Consider the following 18226-nt stretch of genomic DNA (forward strand, 5'->3'; position numbering starts at 1 on the left):
TGAACCTCATAATACAGCCAAAGCCGTAAAAACGTAATTTCCAGAATTGGCGAGAATGGTTAAATTTCTATTTATTTCATTCACTTTGCTTTGAGCGCCCGCCCCGGTACAAGCCCGGTTTCCCTGCCTTCTCATGACGTAGTAAAAATGCCACGCGGCCGGGTTTTTCGCCTTGCTGCATTCGCTGCAGGCAAATCGCCGCGGAACGACGGGAAATATCTTCCCGCGCCGCATTGCAGCGGCTTTCTTTGCCGCCGCGATGATTCTATATATCGGCCGCGCAAGGCGGGCGAAGGCGCCGTTTTGGCGGAGGAACACGAGTAAAAAGGCAAGATTGATGACAGCCACACGGACGGAAACCGATACATTTGGCCCTATTGAAGTTCAGGCCGATCGCTACTGGGGCGCGCAGGCGCAGCGCTCGCTCGGCAACTTCAAGATCGGCTGGGAAAAGCAGCCCGCCTCTGTCGTTCGCGCGCTCGGCATCGTCAAGCAGGCCGCCGCCCGTGCCAACATGGCGCTTGCCGGCCTCGACCCGAAGATCGGTGAAGCCATCATCGCCGCCGCACAGGAAGTCATCGACGGCAAGCTGACCGAACATTTCCCGCTCGTCGTCTGGCAGACCGGCTCCGGCACCCAGTCCAACATGAACGCCAATGAGGTGATTTCCAACCGCGCAATCGAGATGCTCGGCGGCGAAATGGGCAGCAAGAAGCCGGTTCATCCCAACGACCACGTCAACATGAGCCAGTCTTCGAACGACACCTATCCGACGGCGATGCACATCGCCTGCGTCGAGCAGATCGTTCACCACCTGCTGCCGAGCCTGAAGCACCTGCACAAGGCGCTGGAAGCCAAGGTCAAGCAGTTCGAAAAGATCATCAAGATCGGCCGCACCCACACGCAGGATGCAACGCCGCTGACGCTCGGCCAGGAATTCTCCGGTTACGCCGCGCAGGTCGCCTCCGCCATCGCCAACATCGAAACCACCCTGCCCGCGCTTTCCAAGCTCGCCCAGGGCGGCACGGCCGTCGGCACGGGCCTTAATGCCCCCATCGGTTTTGCCGAAAAGGTGGCCGAGGAAATCTCCAAAATCACCGGCCTTTCCTTCGTCACCGCGCCGAACAAGTTCGAAGCGCTTGCCTCGCATGATTCCATGGTCTTCTCGCATGGCGCGATCAACGCGGCAGCAGCGGCACTCTTCAAGATCGCCAACGACATCCGCTTCCTCGGCTCCGGCCCCCGCGCCGGTCTCGGCGAACTCTCGCTGCCGGAAAACGAGCCCGGCTCGTCCATCATGCCGGGCAAGGTCAACCCTACCCAGTCGGAAGCACTGACGCAGGTTTGCGCCCACATCTTCGGCAACAATGCAGCGCTCTCCTTCGCCGGTTCGCAGGGCCACTTCGAGCTCAACGTCTATAATCCGATGATGGCCTATAACTTCCTGCAGTCCGTCCAGCTTCTGGGCGACGCGGCCGTCTCCTTCACCGACAATTGCGTCGTCGGCATCGAGGCCCGCGAAGACAACATCAAGAAGGGCGTCGAAAACTCGCTCATGCTGGTGACGGCACTGAACGGCAAGCTCGGCTACGACATCTGCGCCAAGATCGCCAAGACCGCCCACAAGAACGGCACGACCCTGCGCGAAGAAGCCGTTGGTGGCGGATACCTCACCAACGAAGAATTCGACCAGTATGTGCGTCCGGAGAACATGATCGGGCCGAAGTAAGCCTGTTTGAATTTTGGTGGAATGCAAAACGGGCCTTCGGGCCCGTTTTTTTGTTTGCTCAACTAAAGACAAGCCCATTCAGAACGAATCTCAGGATGATCAGTCGGGGAAGAGTTCTCCGTCATGCCGGACTAGATCCGGCATCCAGCCACGGCACGTCTGACCCCGGATCAAGTCCGGGGTGACGGAGGAGATGTCTAGACTTCCCGCAAACAAAAAAGGGCCGCTTTCGCGGCCCTCTTCACAATCCTTCAAACCGTCAAACCAGCCGGCTCTGTTCCACCGCCGCTTCGATGAAGCTGGCGAAAAGCGGATGCGGGTCGAGCGGGCGGCTCTTCAATTCCGGATGGTACTGAACGCCGATGAACCACGGATGATCAGGATATTCCACCGTTTCCGGCAGCACACCATCCGGAGACATGCCGGAGAAGACGAGGCCGCATTCTTCCAGCCGGTCCTTGTAGTCCACGTTCACCTCGTAGCGGTGACGGTGGCGCTCGGAAATATCCGTGGAGCCGTAAATCTCGGCGATCTTGGTATCCTTCTTCAGCGCCGCCTTATAGGCGCCGAGGCGCATCGTGCCGCCGAGATCACCCTTGGAGGAGCGCTTCTCCAGCTCATTGCCCTTCACCCATTCGGTCATGAGGCCGACAACCGGCTCGGACGTCGGACCGAATTCGGTCGAAGAGGCATTTTCGATGCCGGCCAGATGACGGGCCGCTTCCACGACCGCCATCTGCATGCCGAAGCAGATGCCGAAATAGGGCACGTTGCGCTCACGCGCAAACTGCGCCGCCATGATCTTGCCTTCCGAACCGCGCTCGCCAAAGCCGCCCGGCACCAGAATGCCGTTGACCTTTTCAAGGTATGGCGTCGGATCTTCCTTTTCGAAGACTTCCGACTCGATCCACTCGAGCTTGACCTTGACGCGGTTGGCGAAGCCGCCGTGATGCAGCGCCTCGATCAGCGACTTATACGCGTCCTTGAGGCCGGTATATTTGCCGACGATCGCAATCGTCACTTCGCCTTCCGGCGTGCGGATACGGTTGCAGACCTCTTCCCACTGCTCCAGACGCGGCTTAGGCGCCGGCTCGATGCCGAACGCGGCCAGCACTTCCGAATCGAGGCCTTCCTTGTGGTAGGCGATCGGAACGTCGTAGATATTCGCCACATCCAGCGCCTGGATGACGGCGGAGGGACGCACGTTGCAGAACAGCGAAAGCTTGCGGCGTTCCGCTTCCGGGATTTCCCGGTCGGCGCGCACCAAAAGGATGTCGGGGTGAATGCCGAGAGCCTGCAACTCCTTCACGGAATGCTGGGTCGGCTTGGTCTTCAATTCGCCTGCCGCCGGAATATAGGGCATCAGCGTCAGGTGAAGATAGATCGCCGTGCCGCGCGGCAGGTCGTTGCCGAGCTGACGGATCGCTTCCATGAACGGCATCGCCTCGATGTCACCCACCGTGCCGCCGATCTCGCAGATGACGAAGTCGTAATCGTCATTGCCTTCGATCACGAAATCCTTGATCTCGTTGGTGACATGCGGAATGACCTGAACCGTTGCGCCGAGATAATCGCCGCGCCGTTCCTTGTCGATGATGTTCTTGTAAATGCGACCGGTGGTGATGTTGTCGGTCTTGGTGGCCGAACGCCCGGTAAAGCGTTCATAGTGGCCAAGGTCGAGGTCCGTCTCGGCACCGTCGTCAGTCACGAACACTTCGCCGTGCTGTGTCGGGCTCATGGTGCCGGGATCGACGTTCAGATAGGGGTCGAGTTTGCGAAGCCGCACCCGATAACCACGGGATTGCAGCAAAGCTCCGAGTGCAGCAGCTGCGATGCCCTTACCGAGAGAGGAGACCACGCCGCCTGTGATGAATACATATCGCGCCATGGGATTCACCGGATACCTTTTTACCTCTGATTCCGCCAGCCCAAATTTCATGCTGTTGCAAATTCGCTGTTGACGAATTCACAATTCAACTGGCCGGAATGCGAACAAAAGAAAACCGGCAGGCTTTTGGCCTGCCGGAGCGTTAAATCAGAACCGGGCTTATTGACCGGTCGGAACTGCGTTCGGATCGGCGGGCTGCGCCGGGGCCGGAGCGGCCGTGCCGGAAGCAGCCGGAGCCGGTGTGGTCTGTGCGGGAGCAGCAGCGCCGTTATTGGTCGGAACACCATTTTCAGCCGGAGCCGGCGTCGAAGGCGTCGTCGACGGGCCGAGCGTGTCGAGAATGCCGTTACCCTGGCCCTGCGTGGCCGGAATACGGTTCAGGATATCGGTCGGACGCGATTCGTAACGGGTCAGAAGACCAAGGCCGAGCGACGTTGCGAAGAACAGCGCCGCAAGGATCGCGGTGGTGCGCGTCAGGGCATTGGCCGTTCCGCGCGCGGACATGAAGCCCGAACCGCCGCCGATACCGAGGCCGCCGCCTTCGGAACGCTGGATCAGGACCACGCCGACAAGCGCCAGCACGATCATGAGGTGAATAACAATCAAAACGGTCTGCATGACAATCCATTCCATGCCCCGCGCGGAGCACCATAAAGAAGGTTTTGCGGCTCTTTACATGAGGCGAAGGCTTATTCCAAGCCCCTTTCCCGATACTCTTTCAGGAAAGCCTCATTCAGGCCGTCAGTCGCTCATATGCCGCATAGATGGACAGGAAGTCCGACGCTTTCAAGCTCGCGCCACCAATCAGCGCGCCATCGACGTTTTCAACGCCCATCAGTTCCAGCGCATTGGCCGGCTTTACCGATCCACCATAAAGGATGCGCATGGTCTTTCCGGCATCGCCGAAGCGCTTGACGAGCTCGTCGCGCATGAAGGCATGAGCCTCGCGCACATCGTCCACCGTCGGCGTAAGGCCGGTGCCAATCGCCCAGACGGGTTCATAAGCGATAACGGTATTTTCCGCCGTTGCCTCATCCGGCAGCGAGCCGGCAAGCTGGCGTTTCAAAATATCGAGCGTCTGGCCCGCCTTGCGCTCATCGGCCGTTTCGCCAATGCAGACGATGGCGATGAGATCGGCCGCATGGGCGGCAGATGCCTTGGCGCGAACCAGATGGTCGGTCTCGGCATGGTCGGTGCGGCGCTCGGAATGACCAACGATGACGTGGGTGCCGAAGCAGTCGGCAATCATCTCGGCGGAAATATCGCCAGTATGCGCGCCGGAGGCGTTCTGGTGGCAATCCTGAGCGCCGATCATCAGCGGGCTGTCATCGCAGAGCGCAGTCGCGACGTAAAGCAAGGTCGAAGGCGGGCAGATCAGCGCATCCACCTTCTCGGACAGCGCGCCCTTGACACCCTCTGCCATGGCCTTGATCTGGTCGAGCGAGGCACGCGTGCCGTTCATCTTCCAGTTTCCGGCAACAAGCGGTCGAACATTCGGCGTCATGCGTATCCCATTCCCTTTGTCTCGGGGCGCAGCCCTAGCGGCGCCCTATCCCTCAGCCGCTGACGGCCCTTGATCACGACAGAAGCTCTGCCGCAATTTCCCGGATATTCCTTTAACCGCAGCGGGCAGCAATTGGTACAAAAAAGCGGCCCAAGGGTTAAAACCAGCGGCAAATCTGGCAAAATTTGTCGTGACCGAGCCCGCCGCGATCCCTTATCAGCTCAAAATCCAGTTCAGAACCGCCCGCCAGTCGGTCATTCGCACCGGCGTGCCGTGGCTTCCGGTCTCGTAACGCGTGAACCGCGCGGGCTCCCCAGCCTTCAACAACGTGCGGAAGATCGTCGCCTGCTGATCGGCCGAATAAACCTTGTCGGCGCTGCCATGGGTAAACCAGACCGGCTTCTTCGCCTTCGCGAAAGCGCTTTTGGGAAAGTCAGGATCGACCGCGCCACCCAGGATCGCCATTCCCTTGAGATTGGCAACGGCTGCCTTGTCGCGGCTAATGCCATAGCAGATGAAACTGCCCATTGAGGCGCAGGTCAATATGACAGGCTTGCCGCCGGATTTTCTGGCCGCATCCGCAATCAGCGCCGCAATGTCGGCAACACCGTTCTCATCGAAGGAACGAACGCTCGGCACATAGTAGGTGCCGCCATTGGCGACGGTCAGATTCTTCAGACGGTTGAAATTACCGCCGAACGTATAGTCGTTCATGCCAAGCCGCCGGTCACCGCCGCGCCCATGGATGAAGATGATGGTGAACGCCTGCCCGCTGGCCGGGCCGACGCGACCGACCTCAAGAGCCCTGCCCGCTAACGTCACGGTCTCCAGCACCTGCACCTTCTTCGGCGCCATATCCACATATTGCCGCTTCACCCGCCGCTCCGGCACCTCGTCGCGGCCGTTGATGTCGCGCATCTCCTTGTAGTCGATGACTTCGGATGCGCCGCCATCGCCCGTGGAAAGCACCGTCTGCGCGGAAAACAACTCGTCCTTGAAAGGCCGCACCGGCCCGTCAGACGCAAAGGCCGTAACCGGCATTGCCGCCACAGTCAGGCTGAAAAGAGTACAAAACGTGAAATGAGCTGTGGACATGCCTTGGCTAACCGTTCATTCGTGGCTGCGAGACTTGCCATCGCAAGGCCGGCAGCGCAATCCTCCTGTTGCGAAACCCTGACACAATCGTGGCATAGGATGCGCCGCGCTCGCCCAGGCGGACCCCGGTTCAATCGGACGGGAACCACATTTGGCGGTATATTGACGCTGATGGCAAAATGATTCGCATGGCGAAATTCTGACACACGCTTTTGAACTTTGGACATGATGGACGACAGCAACGATCTCTTCTCCGGTCTTCCGGCGGCACGAAACAGCGACACGGACACGAACGAGGACGCGGCGAAGCCCGCGAAGGCCCCGGCGACCGCTGCTGCCAATGTGAACGTGCAGCAGAAACCCGCAGCCGTTGCAGCCGCTGCCCCCGTCGCGTCGTCTGCCCCTCCGCCGCCCGCGTCTCCTACAGGTGACGACTACGGCGCATCATCGATACGCGTGCTTGAGGGCCTTGAGCCGGTGCGCATGCGCCCGGGCATGTATATTGGCGGCACGGACGAGAAGGCGCTGCACCACCTCTTCGCCGAAGTCATCGACAACTCCATGGACGAGGCCGTCGCCGGTCACGCCAATTTCATCGAGGTTCATCTCGATGCCGAAGGCTTCCTGACGGTCACCGATAACGGCCGCGGCATTCCCGTGGAGAACCACCCGCAGGTTCCGGGCAAATCGACGCTCGAAGTCATCATGACCAAGCTGCATGCCGGCGGCAAGTTCGACGGTAAGGCCTACGAGACCTCTGGCGGCCTGCACGGCGTCGGCGTCTCCGTGGTGAATGCGCTCTCCGATCTTCTCGAAGTGGAAGTGGCGCGAAACCGCAAGCTTTACCGCCAGCGTTTTTCGCGTGGCCTGCCGATCGGTCCGCTGGAGGAGCTTGGCGACGTGCATAATCGCCGCGGTACCCGCGTGCGTTTCCATCCCGATCCGCAAATCTTCGGCGATCACGCGAAATTCGAACCGGCTCGCATCTTCCGCATGGCCCGCTCCAAAGCCTATCTCTTCGGCGGCGTCGAAATCCGCTGGAGCTGCGATCCCGGCATGGTGCCGGCCGATGGAGAAATCCCCGAAAAGGCGGTGTTCCATTTCCCGGGCGGCCTGAAGGATTATCTGGCCGCCACGCTCGGCAAGGAATTCACCGTCACGCGCGAGATTTTTTCTGGCCGCACCGAAAAGACCGGCGGCCACGGCGCGCTGGAATGGGCAGTCACCTGGTATGGCGGCGACACGCAGATACATTCCTATTGCAACACCATCCCAACCCCCGAAGGCGGCACGCACGAAGCGGGCCTGCGCATCGCGCTCACCAAGGGCCTGAAGAACTATGCCGACTTGACGCAGAACAAGCGCGCCAAGGACATCACCACCGATGACGTGATGATTTCGGCGGCCGGCATGCTCTCCGTCTTCATCCGCGAGCCGGAATTCGTCGGCCAGACCAAGGACAAGCTCGCCACCGTCGAAGCCCAGCGCATCGTCGAAAACGCGCTGCGCGATCCATTTGACCATTATCTGACCGGCAATCCGGCCGAGGCGGCAAAGCTGCTCGACTGGGTCATCGAGCGCTCGGAAGAGCGTATGCGCCGCCGCAAGGAAAAGGAAGTCAACCGCAAGACCGCCGTGCGCAAGCTGCGCCTGCCCGGCAAGCTCGCGGATTGCTCCCAGAACACGGCCGAAGGCGCCGAACTTTTCATTGTCGAGGGTGACTCGGCTGGCGGCTCGGCCAAACAGGCGCGCAACCGCGCCAATCAGGCCATTCTGCCGCTGCGTGGTAAAATCCTCAACGTCGGCAGTGCCAGCCGCGAAAAGCTTTCCGCCAACCAGCAGATCGCCGATCTCATCCAGGCGCTCGGCTGCGGCACCCGTACCAAGTACCGCGAAGAAGATTTGCGTTATGAGCGCATCATCATCATGACCGATGCCGACGTCGACGGCGCCCATATCGCCTCGTTGCTCATCACCTTCTTCTATCAGGAAATGCCGGAACTCATTCGCGGCAACCACCTCTATCTGGCAGTGCCGCCGCTCTACGTCATCCGTCAGGGCGCGAAATCCGCCTATGCCCGCGACGACGCCCACCGCGCCGAGCTGATGGAAACCGTCTTCAAGGGCAAAAAGGTCGAAGTGGGCCGCTTTAAAGGCCTCGGCGAAATGATGGCCGCCCAGCTCAAGGAAACCACCATGGACCCCGAAAAGCGCACCCTGCTGCGCGTCGAGATCGATGACGTGGACTTCGAGGGCACGCGCGAGGCTGTCGACAATCTGATGGGCACCAAGGCCGATGCCCGTTTCCGCTTCATTCAGGAGCGGGCGGCTTTTGCAGATAATCTGGATATTTAATCATCCGGATGGACCTTTGAAAGGCAGCGCATTGGCGCTGCCTTTTGTGTTGATATGGAAACAACATCTTGCGGATAGTACCCGGCACTACGCCGCGATATCCTCACGAACGCCCAGAACGCGGTCGATCAGACCCCATTCCAACGCTTGCTCCGCCGTCATGAAAAAATCCCTATCCATGGCCGCTTCGAATTTCTCATAACTCTGTTTGCAATGTTCGGCGTAAAGCCGCGTCATGCGGTGCTTGGTCTGCTGCATCTCCTCGGCGTGGATCAGCATGTCCGATGCCTGTCCCTGGAAACCGCCCAGCGGTTGATGAATGTGGATGCTGGCATTGGGAAGTGCTGTGCGCTCGCCCGGTTCGCCTGCCATTAGCAGGAACGATCCCATGGAACGGGCCGTGCCCATACAGAGTGTGTGAACCGGGGCGCGGATGTAATGCATCGTATCATACATCGCCAGACCGCTCGTCACGACGCCACCCGGAGAATTGATATAAAGATGGATCGGCTTCTTCGGGTTCTCCGCTTCGAGAAACAGCAATTGCGCGCAGACGAGCGCTGAAACTGCATCGTTGACCTCGCCATTGAGAAAGATGATCCTTTCCCGCAGCAGGCGCGAATAAATGTCGAAAGATCTTTCTCCCCTTGATGATTGTTCGACGACCATAGGGACGAGTTGCATCACTTCGCGCATCGGCGAACTCCTGTGTTTGAAAATGTCGGGAAACGAGTGGGATCAGGCGGCGAGCTTGATCGGCGGGCCGTTGTGGTTTGCGGCGGCCTTCATCGTCCGGCCCGTATTCGTGGGCAGTTCATGAATGATGCGAAGGCTGGTGCCGCCCTCGGCATTGGCCGCGATCCTGAAGGTTACGGTGCTTTCCAGAAATGGTGGAATGTCTTCACGCAGCCGGTAGCGCACTTCCTCGCCAGGTTTGATGTCGATCGCGTCAGGTTCCGCCAGAGCCTCGTTCGGCAGCCAGTTTTCACGGAACGCTGCAATGCTGATGGCGCGCCAGACCTTTTGCGGCGGCTCGTCCAGATCATATTCAAGTTCAATGCCGTTTTTCGGCGCTTCCGCTGCATCCCTGTTCATTGGTCCATATCCTTCAGCAGGAGTTTGAGAGCCTCAATGCGCTGTGGCCAGTAGGCGCGATATTTGCCGAGCCACGCAGCAATGCGTGTCAGCCCCTCCGGATCGACCTCGTAATTGACGAAACGGCCCTGCCGTCTTTCAACCACTAGCCCGGCGCCGCGAAGAACCGAAAGATGCTGCGACATGGCCGGCTGACTGATCTCGATCCCTTCGCGCAGGGCAGAGGCATTCATGGCACCATCCGCCAGCTTTTCGAAAATGGCACGGCGCGTGGGATCGGCCAGTGCCCGGAATATATCGTTCTCTGTCATAAACACACATAAGCACGCACTTATGTGTTTGACAAGCCCGTTGTCGCGCCTGTACCGGTTTTTCATACTGCCGCCGAACCGAAATGAACGCTTTATTCCCTCGCGCGTTTCCATCCCGCCTGATACTCTCCAGGCCGGGAGCGATCAAAAAAAGTGACTGCATTTACGGTCTTCATCATCATTCTTCTGCTGCTCGTCGGGCCGAGCCTGTTTGTCGTCATCGGTAAACAGCGGGAAAAATCCATTCCCAAACGCCCATCCGCCGCCCTGCCCGTCACTGAGGACGAAACCGTGCTTGATCGGCACTGGCAGACCATAAAGAACGGCTGGAGCGAAAAGAATGCGCTGTGCCTGCTACATTCCAATCTCGATGCATTTGCGGTACGCGTCGCGGCGGCGCGCGCGGCCGGGCGTAGCCTCGATCTCATGTATTACATGTGGAATGCGGACCTGACGGGACGGCTGATGATGCGCGAGGTCATCGCGGCGGCCGATCGCGGCGTGCGGGTACGGCTGCTGCTCGATGATCTCGGCGTCTCCATGTCAGACCGAATTTTCCACGCCATCGACAGCCATCCCAACATCGAACTTCGCCTGTTCAACCCCACCCGGGCGCGGGAGAACATGCTCCATCGCGGCATGGAACTTTTGCTGCGCTTTCGCAGTGTCAATCGCCGCATGCATAACAAGGCCTGGATTGCCGATGGCCGCGCGGTGATCGTTGGCGGTCGAAATATCGGCGACGCCTATTTCGATGCGGCCGAACGGGCGAATTTCCACGATTTCGATATTCTCGGCTTCGGTGACGTCGTGGCCGACGCAACGGAAATCTTCGATGATTACTGGAACAGCGCCGTTTCCGTCCCCGTTCGCTCGCTTCTGGCGCGCAGGCCGAGCAAACTCGCAAGATTACGGCGCGAGCTGGACGCCCTGCCAAAAAGCGAAGCCGCCAAACCTTATCTGGAGCGCGTTGAAAGCCAGTATGACCGAGATCATTTCCTGATGTCGGACCGCATGCACTGGGTGGATTCCGTGGATGTGCTTGCCGATCCTCCGGAAAAAGCGGCAGGCAAACGGCGGAAGGGCCACAACTTCCTGATGGAAAGCCTGCTGCCCCTGCTGCAGGCGGCAAGCGACAGCCTGCACGTCACATCCCCCTATTTCATTCCCGGCAAACAGGGCGTTGAGATTTTCCTTGATATTGCCGAACGGGGCGTATCGCTGGCCATCCTCACCAATTCGCTGGCGGCAACGGATGTGGCCGCCGTTCACGCCGGGTATGCCCGTTATCGCAAGCCGCTTCTCTCGGGCGGCGTGCGCCTGCACGAGCTGCGTTCGCAGGTGGACCAGCCGAACTTCACCCTGCGCGGTTCCGGACAGGCGAGCCTGCACACCAAGGCATTCACGCGTGACGGCATGACAGGTTATATCGGCTCGCTGAATTTCGATCCGCGCTCGGCCTCCCTCAACACGGAGATGGGCGTGGTCTTCACATCGCCGCCGCTGGTCGCTTGCATGGACGAAATATTCGCCGAGGAAATCCGCCGCACGATGAGCTTTGAACTGGAGATCGACAGCAGCAACCGCATCGTCTGGACGACGGAGGAACAGGGCCGTACCAAGACCTACCGGCGCGAGCCAGACGCCGCTATCGGCCGCCGCCTCATCGCCGGCATCATGCGTTTCCTGCCGCTTGAATCTCAGCTTTGAAGACGAGCGTCCGGCTTACGCAGCCGGCCGCACCCCGGACTTCGCCAGCTGTATCTGCACCAGCGTATCGAGGTTCTGGTTGACGCGGCAATAGAACTCTTCATCAATGAAGGGCCGCAGCATGAAATCATTGCCGCCAGCCTTCAGGAAACGCGCCGACAGCAGCCGGTTGGTGGAGGAGGAAACACCGATGATGCGCAGTTCATGGGAGCCGCGCACGGTGCGGATGCGCCGCGTCAGCTCGAAACCGTCAATGTCGGGCATGTTATAGTCGGTGACGACGAGGCCGATATCGGGATTGGCCCTTAGAATATCGAGCGCCTTCGCACCGCTGTCTGCCAGGCTGACGCGGAAATTATAACGCTTGAGACGGCTCGAAAGCAGCGCCCGCGCCGTCGGGCTGTCGTCAACGATCAGCACATGATGGCGGTGGTTGGTGAGGAAGCGGCAGACGGATTCCGTCAGCATATCCACGGCGAAGATATTGTCTTTCAGAATATAATCCACCACGTCCTTGGCGATCAGCGTTTCACGCGTCGCCTCGTGAAAGGTGCTGGTGAAAACGATGGTCGGGATCGATAGATCGATCAGATATTCCAGCGCTTCGCCCTTTTCCGCGCCCGGCAGGTTGATGTTGGAAATGGCGAGCGTCACCGGCTCGGAAGAATGTTCGTAGCAGGCCTGCAATTCCTCGAAGGAGCGGCATACTTCCACGGTAACGCCCAGCATCTCGTTGAGCCGCCTGCTCACCATCTGGGTAAACACGTTGCTGTCTTCCGCCAGTAAAATGCGGTTATTGGTAAAAGGCACGCCCGAATATTGCATGCCCGTGATGCCCAGGAAATTCATTCTGCCCCGATCCCCCATCGTATGTCAGCGGAAGATAGCAGGCTCATTTTTCAGAATGATTAATAGCACTTTTCCTGAAGCATCAGTTGAGCACATGCTTACTTAAACGGAAATACGGCCCGCGAGGGGCCGTATTCCGACTTTGGGAGGGGATTTTGGTCTTATGCGCGCAGAAGCGCGTTGTCGGTGTCGAACGGGCTTTCTTCCACCACCTCGGCGTCATAGGAGGTGCCGAGAATGCGGATCTTGAGCTTGGTGCCGACTGCGGCATATTCCGGCTTGAGCATGGCGAGCGCGATCGACTTGCCGAGACGCCAGCCGAAACCGCCGCTCGTCGCGCGCCCTGCAAGTGCGCCGTTTTCATCGAAGATCGCTTCCGAACCGCGCGCATCGACATCCGTATTGCCCGACACGGTGAGCGTCGAGAAGACCGACTTCAGGCCCGCCTCCTTGTAGGCCACCAGTGCGTCGCGGCCGATGAAGCTCTTCTCCGGGCGCAGGAAACGGTCGAGACCCGATTCATAGGCATTGTATTCCACCGAAAGCTCGCGGCCCATATTGCGATAGGACTTTTCGAGCGACATGGAAACCATGGCGCGGATACCGAAAGGCTTGATGCCGAATTCGGCACCGGCTTCCATCAACCGGTCGAAGATGTAGTTCTGCATCTCGATCGGGTGATGCAACTCCCAGCCAAGTTCACCCACGAAGTTGACGCGCAGCGCATGCGCCGTCGCAACGCCGACGGAAATCTGCTTGCCGGTGAGCCAGGGGAAGTCCTTGTTCTCAAGGCTGGTGCGGGTCAGCTTCTTCAGGAGATCACGCGATTTCGGACCGGCCAGAACCAGCACGCCGTATTTCTGGGTGATCGGCTGCAGCACGACCGAGCCATCGGTCGGCGCCAGGCGGAATAGCACGTCGTGGTCATGCGCTTCGAGACCACCGGCCGAAACCATGTAGAAGCGGCCCGGCGCCCATTCATAAACCGTGAACTCCGCCTTCACGCCGCCATTCGGCGTCAGAAGATGGGTGAGCGCGATGCGGCCGCGCTTCTTCGGCACCGCATTGGCGAGAATGCTGTCGAGCCAGGCACGCGCGCCGGGGCCGGAAACCTCCATCTTCGCGAAGGCCGACATATCGAGCACGCCGACATTCTGATGCACGTTCTTCACTTCGTTGCCGACATGCTCGAAGTAGTTCGAGCGGCGGAACGACCACTTCTCAACGATACGGCCATCATCCAGAGCCGGTGCATGGTTATGACTGGTGATGACATCGGCGCCAACGCCGAGGTCTTCCTCACGCAGCGCGTAACCTTCGGGCGCATACCAGTTGGCGCGCTCCCAGCCATAGACGGAGCCGAACACGCCGCCGAGCTTCTTCAGACGGTCATAAACCGGCGTCGTCTTCAGCGGACGGGCGGCAGAGCGCTCTTCATCCGGGTAATGCATGGTGAAGACGTTGGCATAGGCTTCCTCGTTCTTGGCGATGAGGTAACCTTCCGTTGCGTAAGGGCCGAAGCGGCGCGGATCGACACCCATCAGGTCGAGCGTCGGCTCGCCATCGACGATCCATTCGGCCAGCTGCCAGCCAGCACCACCAGCGGCGGTGATGCCGAAGGAATGGCCTTCGTTCAGCCAGAAATTCTTCAGGCCCGGCGCAGGACCGACAATCGGATTGCCATCAGGCGTATAGGCGATCGCGCCATTGTAGACCTTCTTAATGCCGACTTCGCCGAAGGCCGGAACGCGCACCATGGCGGTTTCGATATGCGGCATCAGTCGATCGAGTTCTTCCTGAAACAGCTCATATTCGCTGTCATCGGAAGGACCGTCGACATAACAGACCGGCGCGCCGACTTCGTAAGGACCGAGGATCAGCCCGCCCGCCTCTTCACGCATGTACCAGGCCGAGTCGGATTCGCGCAGCACGCCCATTTCCGGCAAGCCCTGGCGGCGGCGTTCCTGAATGGCCGGATGCGGCTCGGTGACGATATACTGATGCTCGACCGGAATGACCGGAATGTTGATGCCGACCATCTCGCCGGTCTTGCGCGCGAACGAGCCCGTGCAGGAGATGATGTGTTCGGCGATGATCTCGCCCTTGTCGGTCGTCACCTTCCAGTGACCGTCTTCAAGCTGCTCGATGGCGGTGACTGTCGTGTTGCGATAGATGGTCGCCCCGCGGTCACGCGCGCCCTTGGCCAGCGCCTGCGTCAGATCGGCGGGCTGGATATAACCATCGTCAGGATGCTGGATGGCGCCGAGCAGGCCGTCCGTCTCGCAGAGCGGCCAGATCTCCTTCACCTGCTCCGGCGTCAGCATGTTGACGCGCACGCCAATGGTCTCGGCAATGCCGGCATAATACATATATTCGTCCCAGCGATCCTTGGTGCGGGCGAGACGGATGTTGGAGACCTTGGAGAAACCGACATTCATGCCGGTCTCTTCCTGCAGTTCCTCGTAGAACTTCACGGAATATTTGTGGATCTGGCCAACCGAGTAGCTCATGTTGAACAGCGGCAGAAGCCCGGCCGCGTGCCAGGTGGAACCGGAGGTCAGCTCCTTGCGCTCGATGAGCACGCTGTCGCTCCAGCCCTTCTTGGCCAGATGATAAAGCGTCGAGACGCCGACGACGCCGCCACCGATCACCACCGCCCGTGCATGTGTCTTCATTTACAGAACCCCTGAAAAGCGCCGGCCTTGCCTTATTCCGCCAGCTTTGGATGGGAGGAATATGAAGCGCTTGCGGGTTGTTCAGCCGCCTGATTGCGACATGGCCATAGGGTGCTGCGACAGGGAAGAAATTGCGGAGCGTGCCGGACGAACGTTGCACAGCTTTGCCGCTCTTTTCTTCTCCCGCCGGAGAGAAGTTGGCCCGAAGGATCGGATGAGGGGCCAGGCGCGGAGATATGCGGAGAGCTTGCCCCCTCATCCCGCTGCCGCGACCTTCTCCCCGGCGGGGAGAAGGCGACAAGCGTTAAGCCCCTGCCCGGACCTCAACGTTCACAAGCAACAGCGATCTACGCTTTCGCGCCGGGTTGATCCTTCGGCTCCGTCGACTTCTCACTCTTCAAGACCTCTTTCTCCGGCGCAGCTGCCCCCGTATGGGCCACCACCGCCTTGTCGCCCTCCTCCGAAAGCAGGGCTGCCAGCATCTGCGGATTGGCGTCGCCTTCCACGTGGATGTTGAGGTTGCGTTGCGGGAACGGGATGGCGATGCCCTCCTCGCGGAAGCGCTGGAGAATGGCGATCCTCAGGGAGTTCTTCACGGCAAGCCCATTCGAGAGGTCTGCGAGATGGAAGCGCAGTTCGAAATCCAGCGAAAAGTCGCCGAAACGGAGGAATTCCACATGCGGCTCGGGATTGCGCAATACCGGCGGCTGGGCGCGCACCAGCTCAAGCAGAATGTCCATGACCCGCTGCGGATCGGAATCATAGGCAACGGAGACCGGGATTTCAGCGCGCATGATGCGGTTGCGGTGCGTCCAGTTACCAACGGAGGAATTGATGAATTCGGAATTCGGCACGATGATCGATTGGCCGCGGAAGGTCTCGATTTCCGTGGCGCGCACCGAAAGCCGCTTGACCGTGCCTTCGGTCGTTCCCGTCACCACCCAGTCGCCCACCTTGAAGGGGCGCTCCACCAGCAGGATGAGGCCGGAGACGAAGTTCGATACGATATTCTGCAAGCCGAAACCGATACCGACCGAAAGGGCGGAAGCGACCAGCGCCAGGCTGGAGAGGTTGAGGCCGGCGGAAGACACGCCGAAAATGGCCGCAACCGCAATGCCGAGATATCCAATGCCTGTCTTGACGGAGTTGCGCACGCCGGCATCCACCTGGCCGCGTGCCATGACGTTGCTGTCCAGCCACTTCTGGAACCAGCGGGTGATGATGTAACCGATGGCGAAGACGAGAATGCCGCCGAAAATGCCGATCAGCGAGATCGAGGCATTGCCGACGGTGATGCCCGTCAGCAGGCGATAGGCCCAGCTTTCTATATCGCCGGGCTGGAAGCCCCAGGAAAACAGGATGAGCGGCACACCGAAGGTCAAGGCCACGGCATAGATGCCAAGCCCCGCCACGAGCCCGGCCTGATCGAGCGGCACGGGTCCAAGGCCATAACGGCGGGCAAGGTAACGGCCGACGAGCGATTCGGCGAAGGCGCCCTGCCGGGAAATGGCCTTGCCTGAGAGAATGCCGATATACATGGTGGCCAGCACCGCGCCTGTCGCAACGATCTGCGTGGCGAGGAAGCGCGCAAGACCGACATAACCCGTCAGGCACGCGCCGATGAGAACGAGGCCGCCGATGCGCAGCAGAATGACGAGCCAGCGCGGCAGGCGCTGGTTGCCGGTCTCATAATCCTGCCCCTCGCCGATCACCGGCCTCAGGAACGATACGGCGAGCAGAATGAGACCGATGATGATCGAGGCGACGAAACTCTTGGCAACGGTGACGATAAGCGGCGAATAAAGCGTTTCGCTGATGGTGCCGAACAGATAATCGAGACCATTCACCAGCGCCATCAAAAGCACAGCCGAGGACAGCTGATGTGCGCCGCGATTGGAAACCTTCAGCAGGCGCCATTCCGGCTGCGTCGGCGCAAAGATCGCATAGCTCAGCCGCGACACGAAATAAACGAAGCCCGTGACCGCCATGGCGCCGAACAGGATCGGCGCGATGTCGGACCGCAACACGTTGAAATTATCAAGGAAAAACGCCGACGTGAGCAGAAACAGGAACAGCGACAGCGACTGCACCATGGTGGACCAGAAGGCCACCGATAGCCGTCTCAAATAGGATGGTGCCCCCGTAAAGGCGCGCCGCTCCATACGACTGCCGAAAAGACGGTAGCCGCCAACCAGAAACAGCAATGCGGCCATGATCGACAGCGTCACCGCCCCGAACATCGGCAGCCGCTTGTAATTCCATACATAGGCTGCCCAGCTGCTGAACGCATTGTTGAGGTTGGTGAGTTCCGTCAGGAAGGCGGACGAGGCATCACCGAGCGTCTCGGCGGAGACTTCCGTTCGCTTGAACAGCGTTGCGGCAAACAGCGCCCGGCGGACGGCTGTTATATTGTTGGAAATTTGTGCGGCATTATTGGCCGTGGCCTCCACCTCGCCGGCCATGGCATTCACTTCGCCGCGTTCCGCCGTCAGCCGGTTACGCTCGTCCGTCACCATGTCGGCTTCCGGAGGCTGCCCTTCGCCGGGCGCGGCACCCAGTGCATCCAGCCGGGTCTTGATCTGGTCCAGTCGCGCGCGAAGCTTGGTGTTGGTTGCGGCAGCATCGGCGGCGATACCGTCCGCCCGCCCCTTGAGATCGACAAGCTGGGCGTCATCGCGTCCGCCTGCCTCCACCTGTCCCGAAATAAACGCCAGATCCGATTTCCATTTTTCCAGATCGGCTTTTGCCTGCTCGATGGTCGAGGGCTGGATGGCGCCCGGCGCCGTTGGCGTCGTCGCCTCCTGCGCCGAGACAGGCGCAACGCTCAAGACGCTGAAAAGCGCAAAAATCGCGACCAGAAAGGCGGCAAGTCCGCCGCTCCGCCGGCCACGGCCCGCCCGCTTGTGAAGCACCCGCCTGCCGCTCATCCATCCGCCAAACATCAACCGCACATCCACGCCTTTCATCTCTTGCACCGCATCAGGCTATTTAGCGCCTGCAGCGCGGAAAACCACC

At 60.0% G+C, this 18226-nt stretch carries 14 protein-coding genes; 3 read left to right on the forward strand and 11 right to left on the reverse strand.

Annotation, left to right across the window (positions count from 1 at the left end):
• Positions 1 to 6: 6 nt before the first annotated feature.
• Positions 7 to 348: a hypothetical protein gene (locus ACZ47E_RS05900; protein ID WP_278066783.1), complete on the reverse strand. Its 342-nt coding sequence runs from the start codon at positions 346 to 348 to the stop codon at positions 7 to 9.
• Here ACZ47E_RS05900 and fumC point away from each other — a divergent pair.
• A complete protein-coding gene (gene fumC, locus ACZ47E_RS05905; RefSeq protein ID WP_112554654.1) occupies positions 338 to 1729 on the forward strand; it encodes a class II fumarate hydratase in 1392 nt (463 codons plus the stop codon). The genes ACZ47E_RS05900 and fumC overlap by 11 nt on opposite strands.
• Positions 1730 to 1988: 259 nt before the next feature.
• On the opposite strand, the gene ACZ47E_RS05910 is transcribed toward fumC, so the two are convergent.
• The 4 genes from ACZ47E_RS05910 to ACZ47E_RS05925 form a co-directional block, all read right to left on the reverse strand.
• A complete protein-coding gene (locus ACZ47E_RS05910; protein ID WP_006697393.1) occupies positions 1989 to 3617 on the reverse strand; it encodes a CTP synthase in 1629 nt (542 codons plus the stop codon).
• Positions 3618 to 3776: 159 nt separating this feature from the next.
• A complete protein-coding gene (gene secG, locus ACZ47E_RS05915) occupies positions 3777 to 4235 on the reverse strand; it encodes a preprotein translocase subunit SecG (protein ID WP_004442000.1) in 459 nt (152 codons plus the stop codon).
• A 115-nt stretch (positions 4236 to 4350) separates the two neighbouring features.
• Positions 4351 to 5121, reverse strand: a complete 771-nt coding sequence (gene tpiA / locus ACZ47E_RS05920) for a triose-phosphate isomerase (RefSeq protein ID WP_035210909.1) — start codon at positions 5119 to 5121, stop codon at positions 4351 to 4353.
• Positions 5122 to 5337: 216 nt separating this feature from the next.
• A complete protein-coding gene (locus tag ACZ47E_RS05925) occupies positions 5338 to 6216 on the reverse strand; it encodes a dienelactone hydrolase family protein (protein WP_278066784.1) in 879 nt (292 codons plus the stop codon).
• Positions 6217 to 6441: 225 nt separating this feature from the next.
• Here ACZ47E_RS05925 and parE point away from each other — a divergent pair, with 225 nt between their 5' ends.
• Positions 6442 to 8571 carry a DNA topoisomerase IV subunit B gene (gene parE / locus ACZ47E_RS05930; RefSeq protein WP_072494407.1) on the forward strand — a complete coding sequence of 710 codons (2130 nt, stop codon included), beginning with the start codon at positions 6442 to 6444 and terminating at the stop codon, positions 8569 to 8571.
• 87 nt (positions 8572 to 8658) lie between these two features.
• On the opposite strand, the gene ACZ47E_RS05935 is transcribed toward parE, so the two are convergent.
• From ACZ47E_RS05935 to ACZ47E_RS05945, 3 genes are read right to left on the reverse strand one after another with little or no spacing between them, the layout of a single operon-like run.
• Entirely contained in the window at positions 8659 to 9267 is a 609-nt protein-coding gene (locus ACZ47E_RS05935) for an ATP-dependent Clp protease proteolytic subunit (RefSeq protein WP_004442004.1), read from the reverse strand.
• Positions 9268 to 9309: 42 nt separating this feature from the next.
• On the reverse strand, positions 9310 to 9666 hold the full coding sequence (locus tag ACZ47E_RS05940) for an SRPBCC family protein (RefSeq protein ID WP_006697388.1): 357 nt from the start codon (positions 9664 to 9666) through the stop codon (positions 9310 to 9312).
• Complete coding sequence (locus ACZ47E_RS05945; protein ID WP_006697387.1) at positions 9663 to 9977, reverse strand: ArsR/SmtB family transcription factor; 315 nt, start codon at positions 9975 to 9977, stop codon at positions 9663 to 9665. The genes ACZ47E_RS05940 and ACZ47E_RS05945 overlap by 4 nt, the downstream gene beginning before the upstream one ends.
• A gap of 153 nt (positions 9978 to 10130) precedes the next feature.
• On the opposite strand from ACZ47E_RS05945, the gene ACZ47E_RS05950 reads away from it, so the two are divergent.
• Positions 10131 to 11687: a phospholipase D family protein gene (locus ACZ47E_RS05950; RefSeq protein ID WP_035210920.1), complete on the forward strand. Its 1557-nt coding sequence runs from the start codon at positions 10131 to 10133 to the stop codon at positions 11685 to 11687.
• 15 nt (positions 11688 to 11702) lie between these two features.
• Here the strand turns inward: ACZ47E_RS05950 and ACZ47E_RS05955 are convergent, their stop codons facing one another.
• The 3 genes from ACZ47E_RS05955 to ACZ47E_RS05965 form a co-directional block, all read right to left on the reverse strand.
• The gene (locus ACZ47E_RS05955) at positions 11703 to 12536 is read right to left on the reverse strand and encodes a response regulator (RefSeq protein WP_004442009.1); all 834 of its coding nucleotides are present in this window, start codon (positions 12534 to 12536) and stop codon (positions 11703 to 11705) included.
• 161 nt (positions 12537 to 12697) lie between these two features.
• Positions 12698 to 15211, reverse strand: a complete 2514-nt coding sequence (locus tag ACZ47E_RS05960) for a GcvT family protein (RefSeq protein WP_060942363.1) — start codon at positions 15209 to 15211, stop codon at positions 12698 to 12700.
• 347 nt (positions 15212 to 15558) lie between these two features.
• On the reverse strand, positions 15559 to 18177 hold the full coding sequence (locus ACZ47E_RS05965; RefSeq protein ID WP_022556228.1) for a mechanosensitive ion channel family protein: 2619 nt from the start codon (positions 18175 to 18177) through the stop codon (positions 15559 to 15561).
• Positions 18178 to 18226 lie beyond the last annotated feature (49 nt).

This window comes from Agrobacterium sp. 5Ca39 (assembly GCF_055382365.1).

Coding starts and splice junctions, on each gene's coding strand:
- fumC (WP_112554654.1), top strand. CDS start 338: ATGACAGCCACACGGACGGAAACCGATACATTTGGCCCTATTGAAGTT.
- ACZ47E_RS05910 (WP_006697393.1), bottom strand. CDS start 3,617: ATGGCGCGATATGTATTCATCACAGGCGGCGTGGTCTCCTCTCTCGGT.
- secG (WP_004442000.1), bottom strand. CDS start 4,235: ATGCAGACCGTTTTGATTGTTATTCACCTCATGATCGTGCTGGCGCTT.
- tpiA (WP_035210909.1), bottom strand. CDS start 5,121: ATGACGCCGAATGTTCGACCGCTTGTTGCCGGAAACTGGAAGATGAAC.
- ACZ47E_RS05925 (WP_278066784.1), bottom strand. CDS start 6,216: ATGTCCACAGCTCATTTCACGTTTTGTACTCTTTTCAGCCTGACTGTG.
- parE (WP_072494407.1), top strand. CDS start 6,442: ATGATGGACGACAGCAACGATCTCTTCTCCGGTCTTCCGGCGGCACGA.
- ACZ47E_RS05935 (WP_004442004.1), bottom strand. CDS start 9,267: ATGCGCGAAGTGATGCAACTCGTCCCTATGGTCGTCGAACAATCATCA.
- ACZ47E_RS05940 (WP_006697388.1), bottom strand. CDS start 9,666: ATGAACAGGGATGCAGCGGAAGCGCCGAAAAACGGCATTGAACTTGAA.
- ACZ47E_RS05945 (WP_006697387.1), bottom strand. CDS start 9,977: ATGACAGAGAACGATATATTCCGGGCACTGGCCGATCCCACGCGCCGT.
- ACZ47E_RS05955 (WP_004442009.1), bottom strand. CDS start 12,536: ATGAATTTCCTGGGCATCACGGGCATGCAATATTCGGGCGTGCCTTTT.
- ACZ47E_RS05960 (WP_060942363.1), bottom strand. CDS start 15,211: ATGAAGACACATGCACGGGCGGTGGTGATCGGTGGCGGCGTCGTCGGC.
- ACZ47E_RS05965 (WP_022556228.1), bottom strand. CDS start 18,177: ATGAAAGGCGTGGATGTGCGGTTGATGTTTGGCGGATGGATGAGCGGC.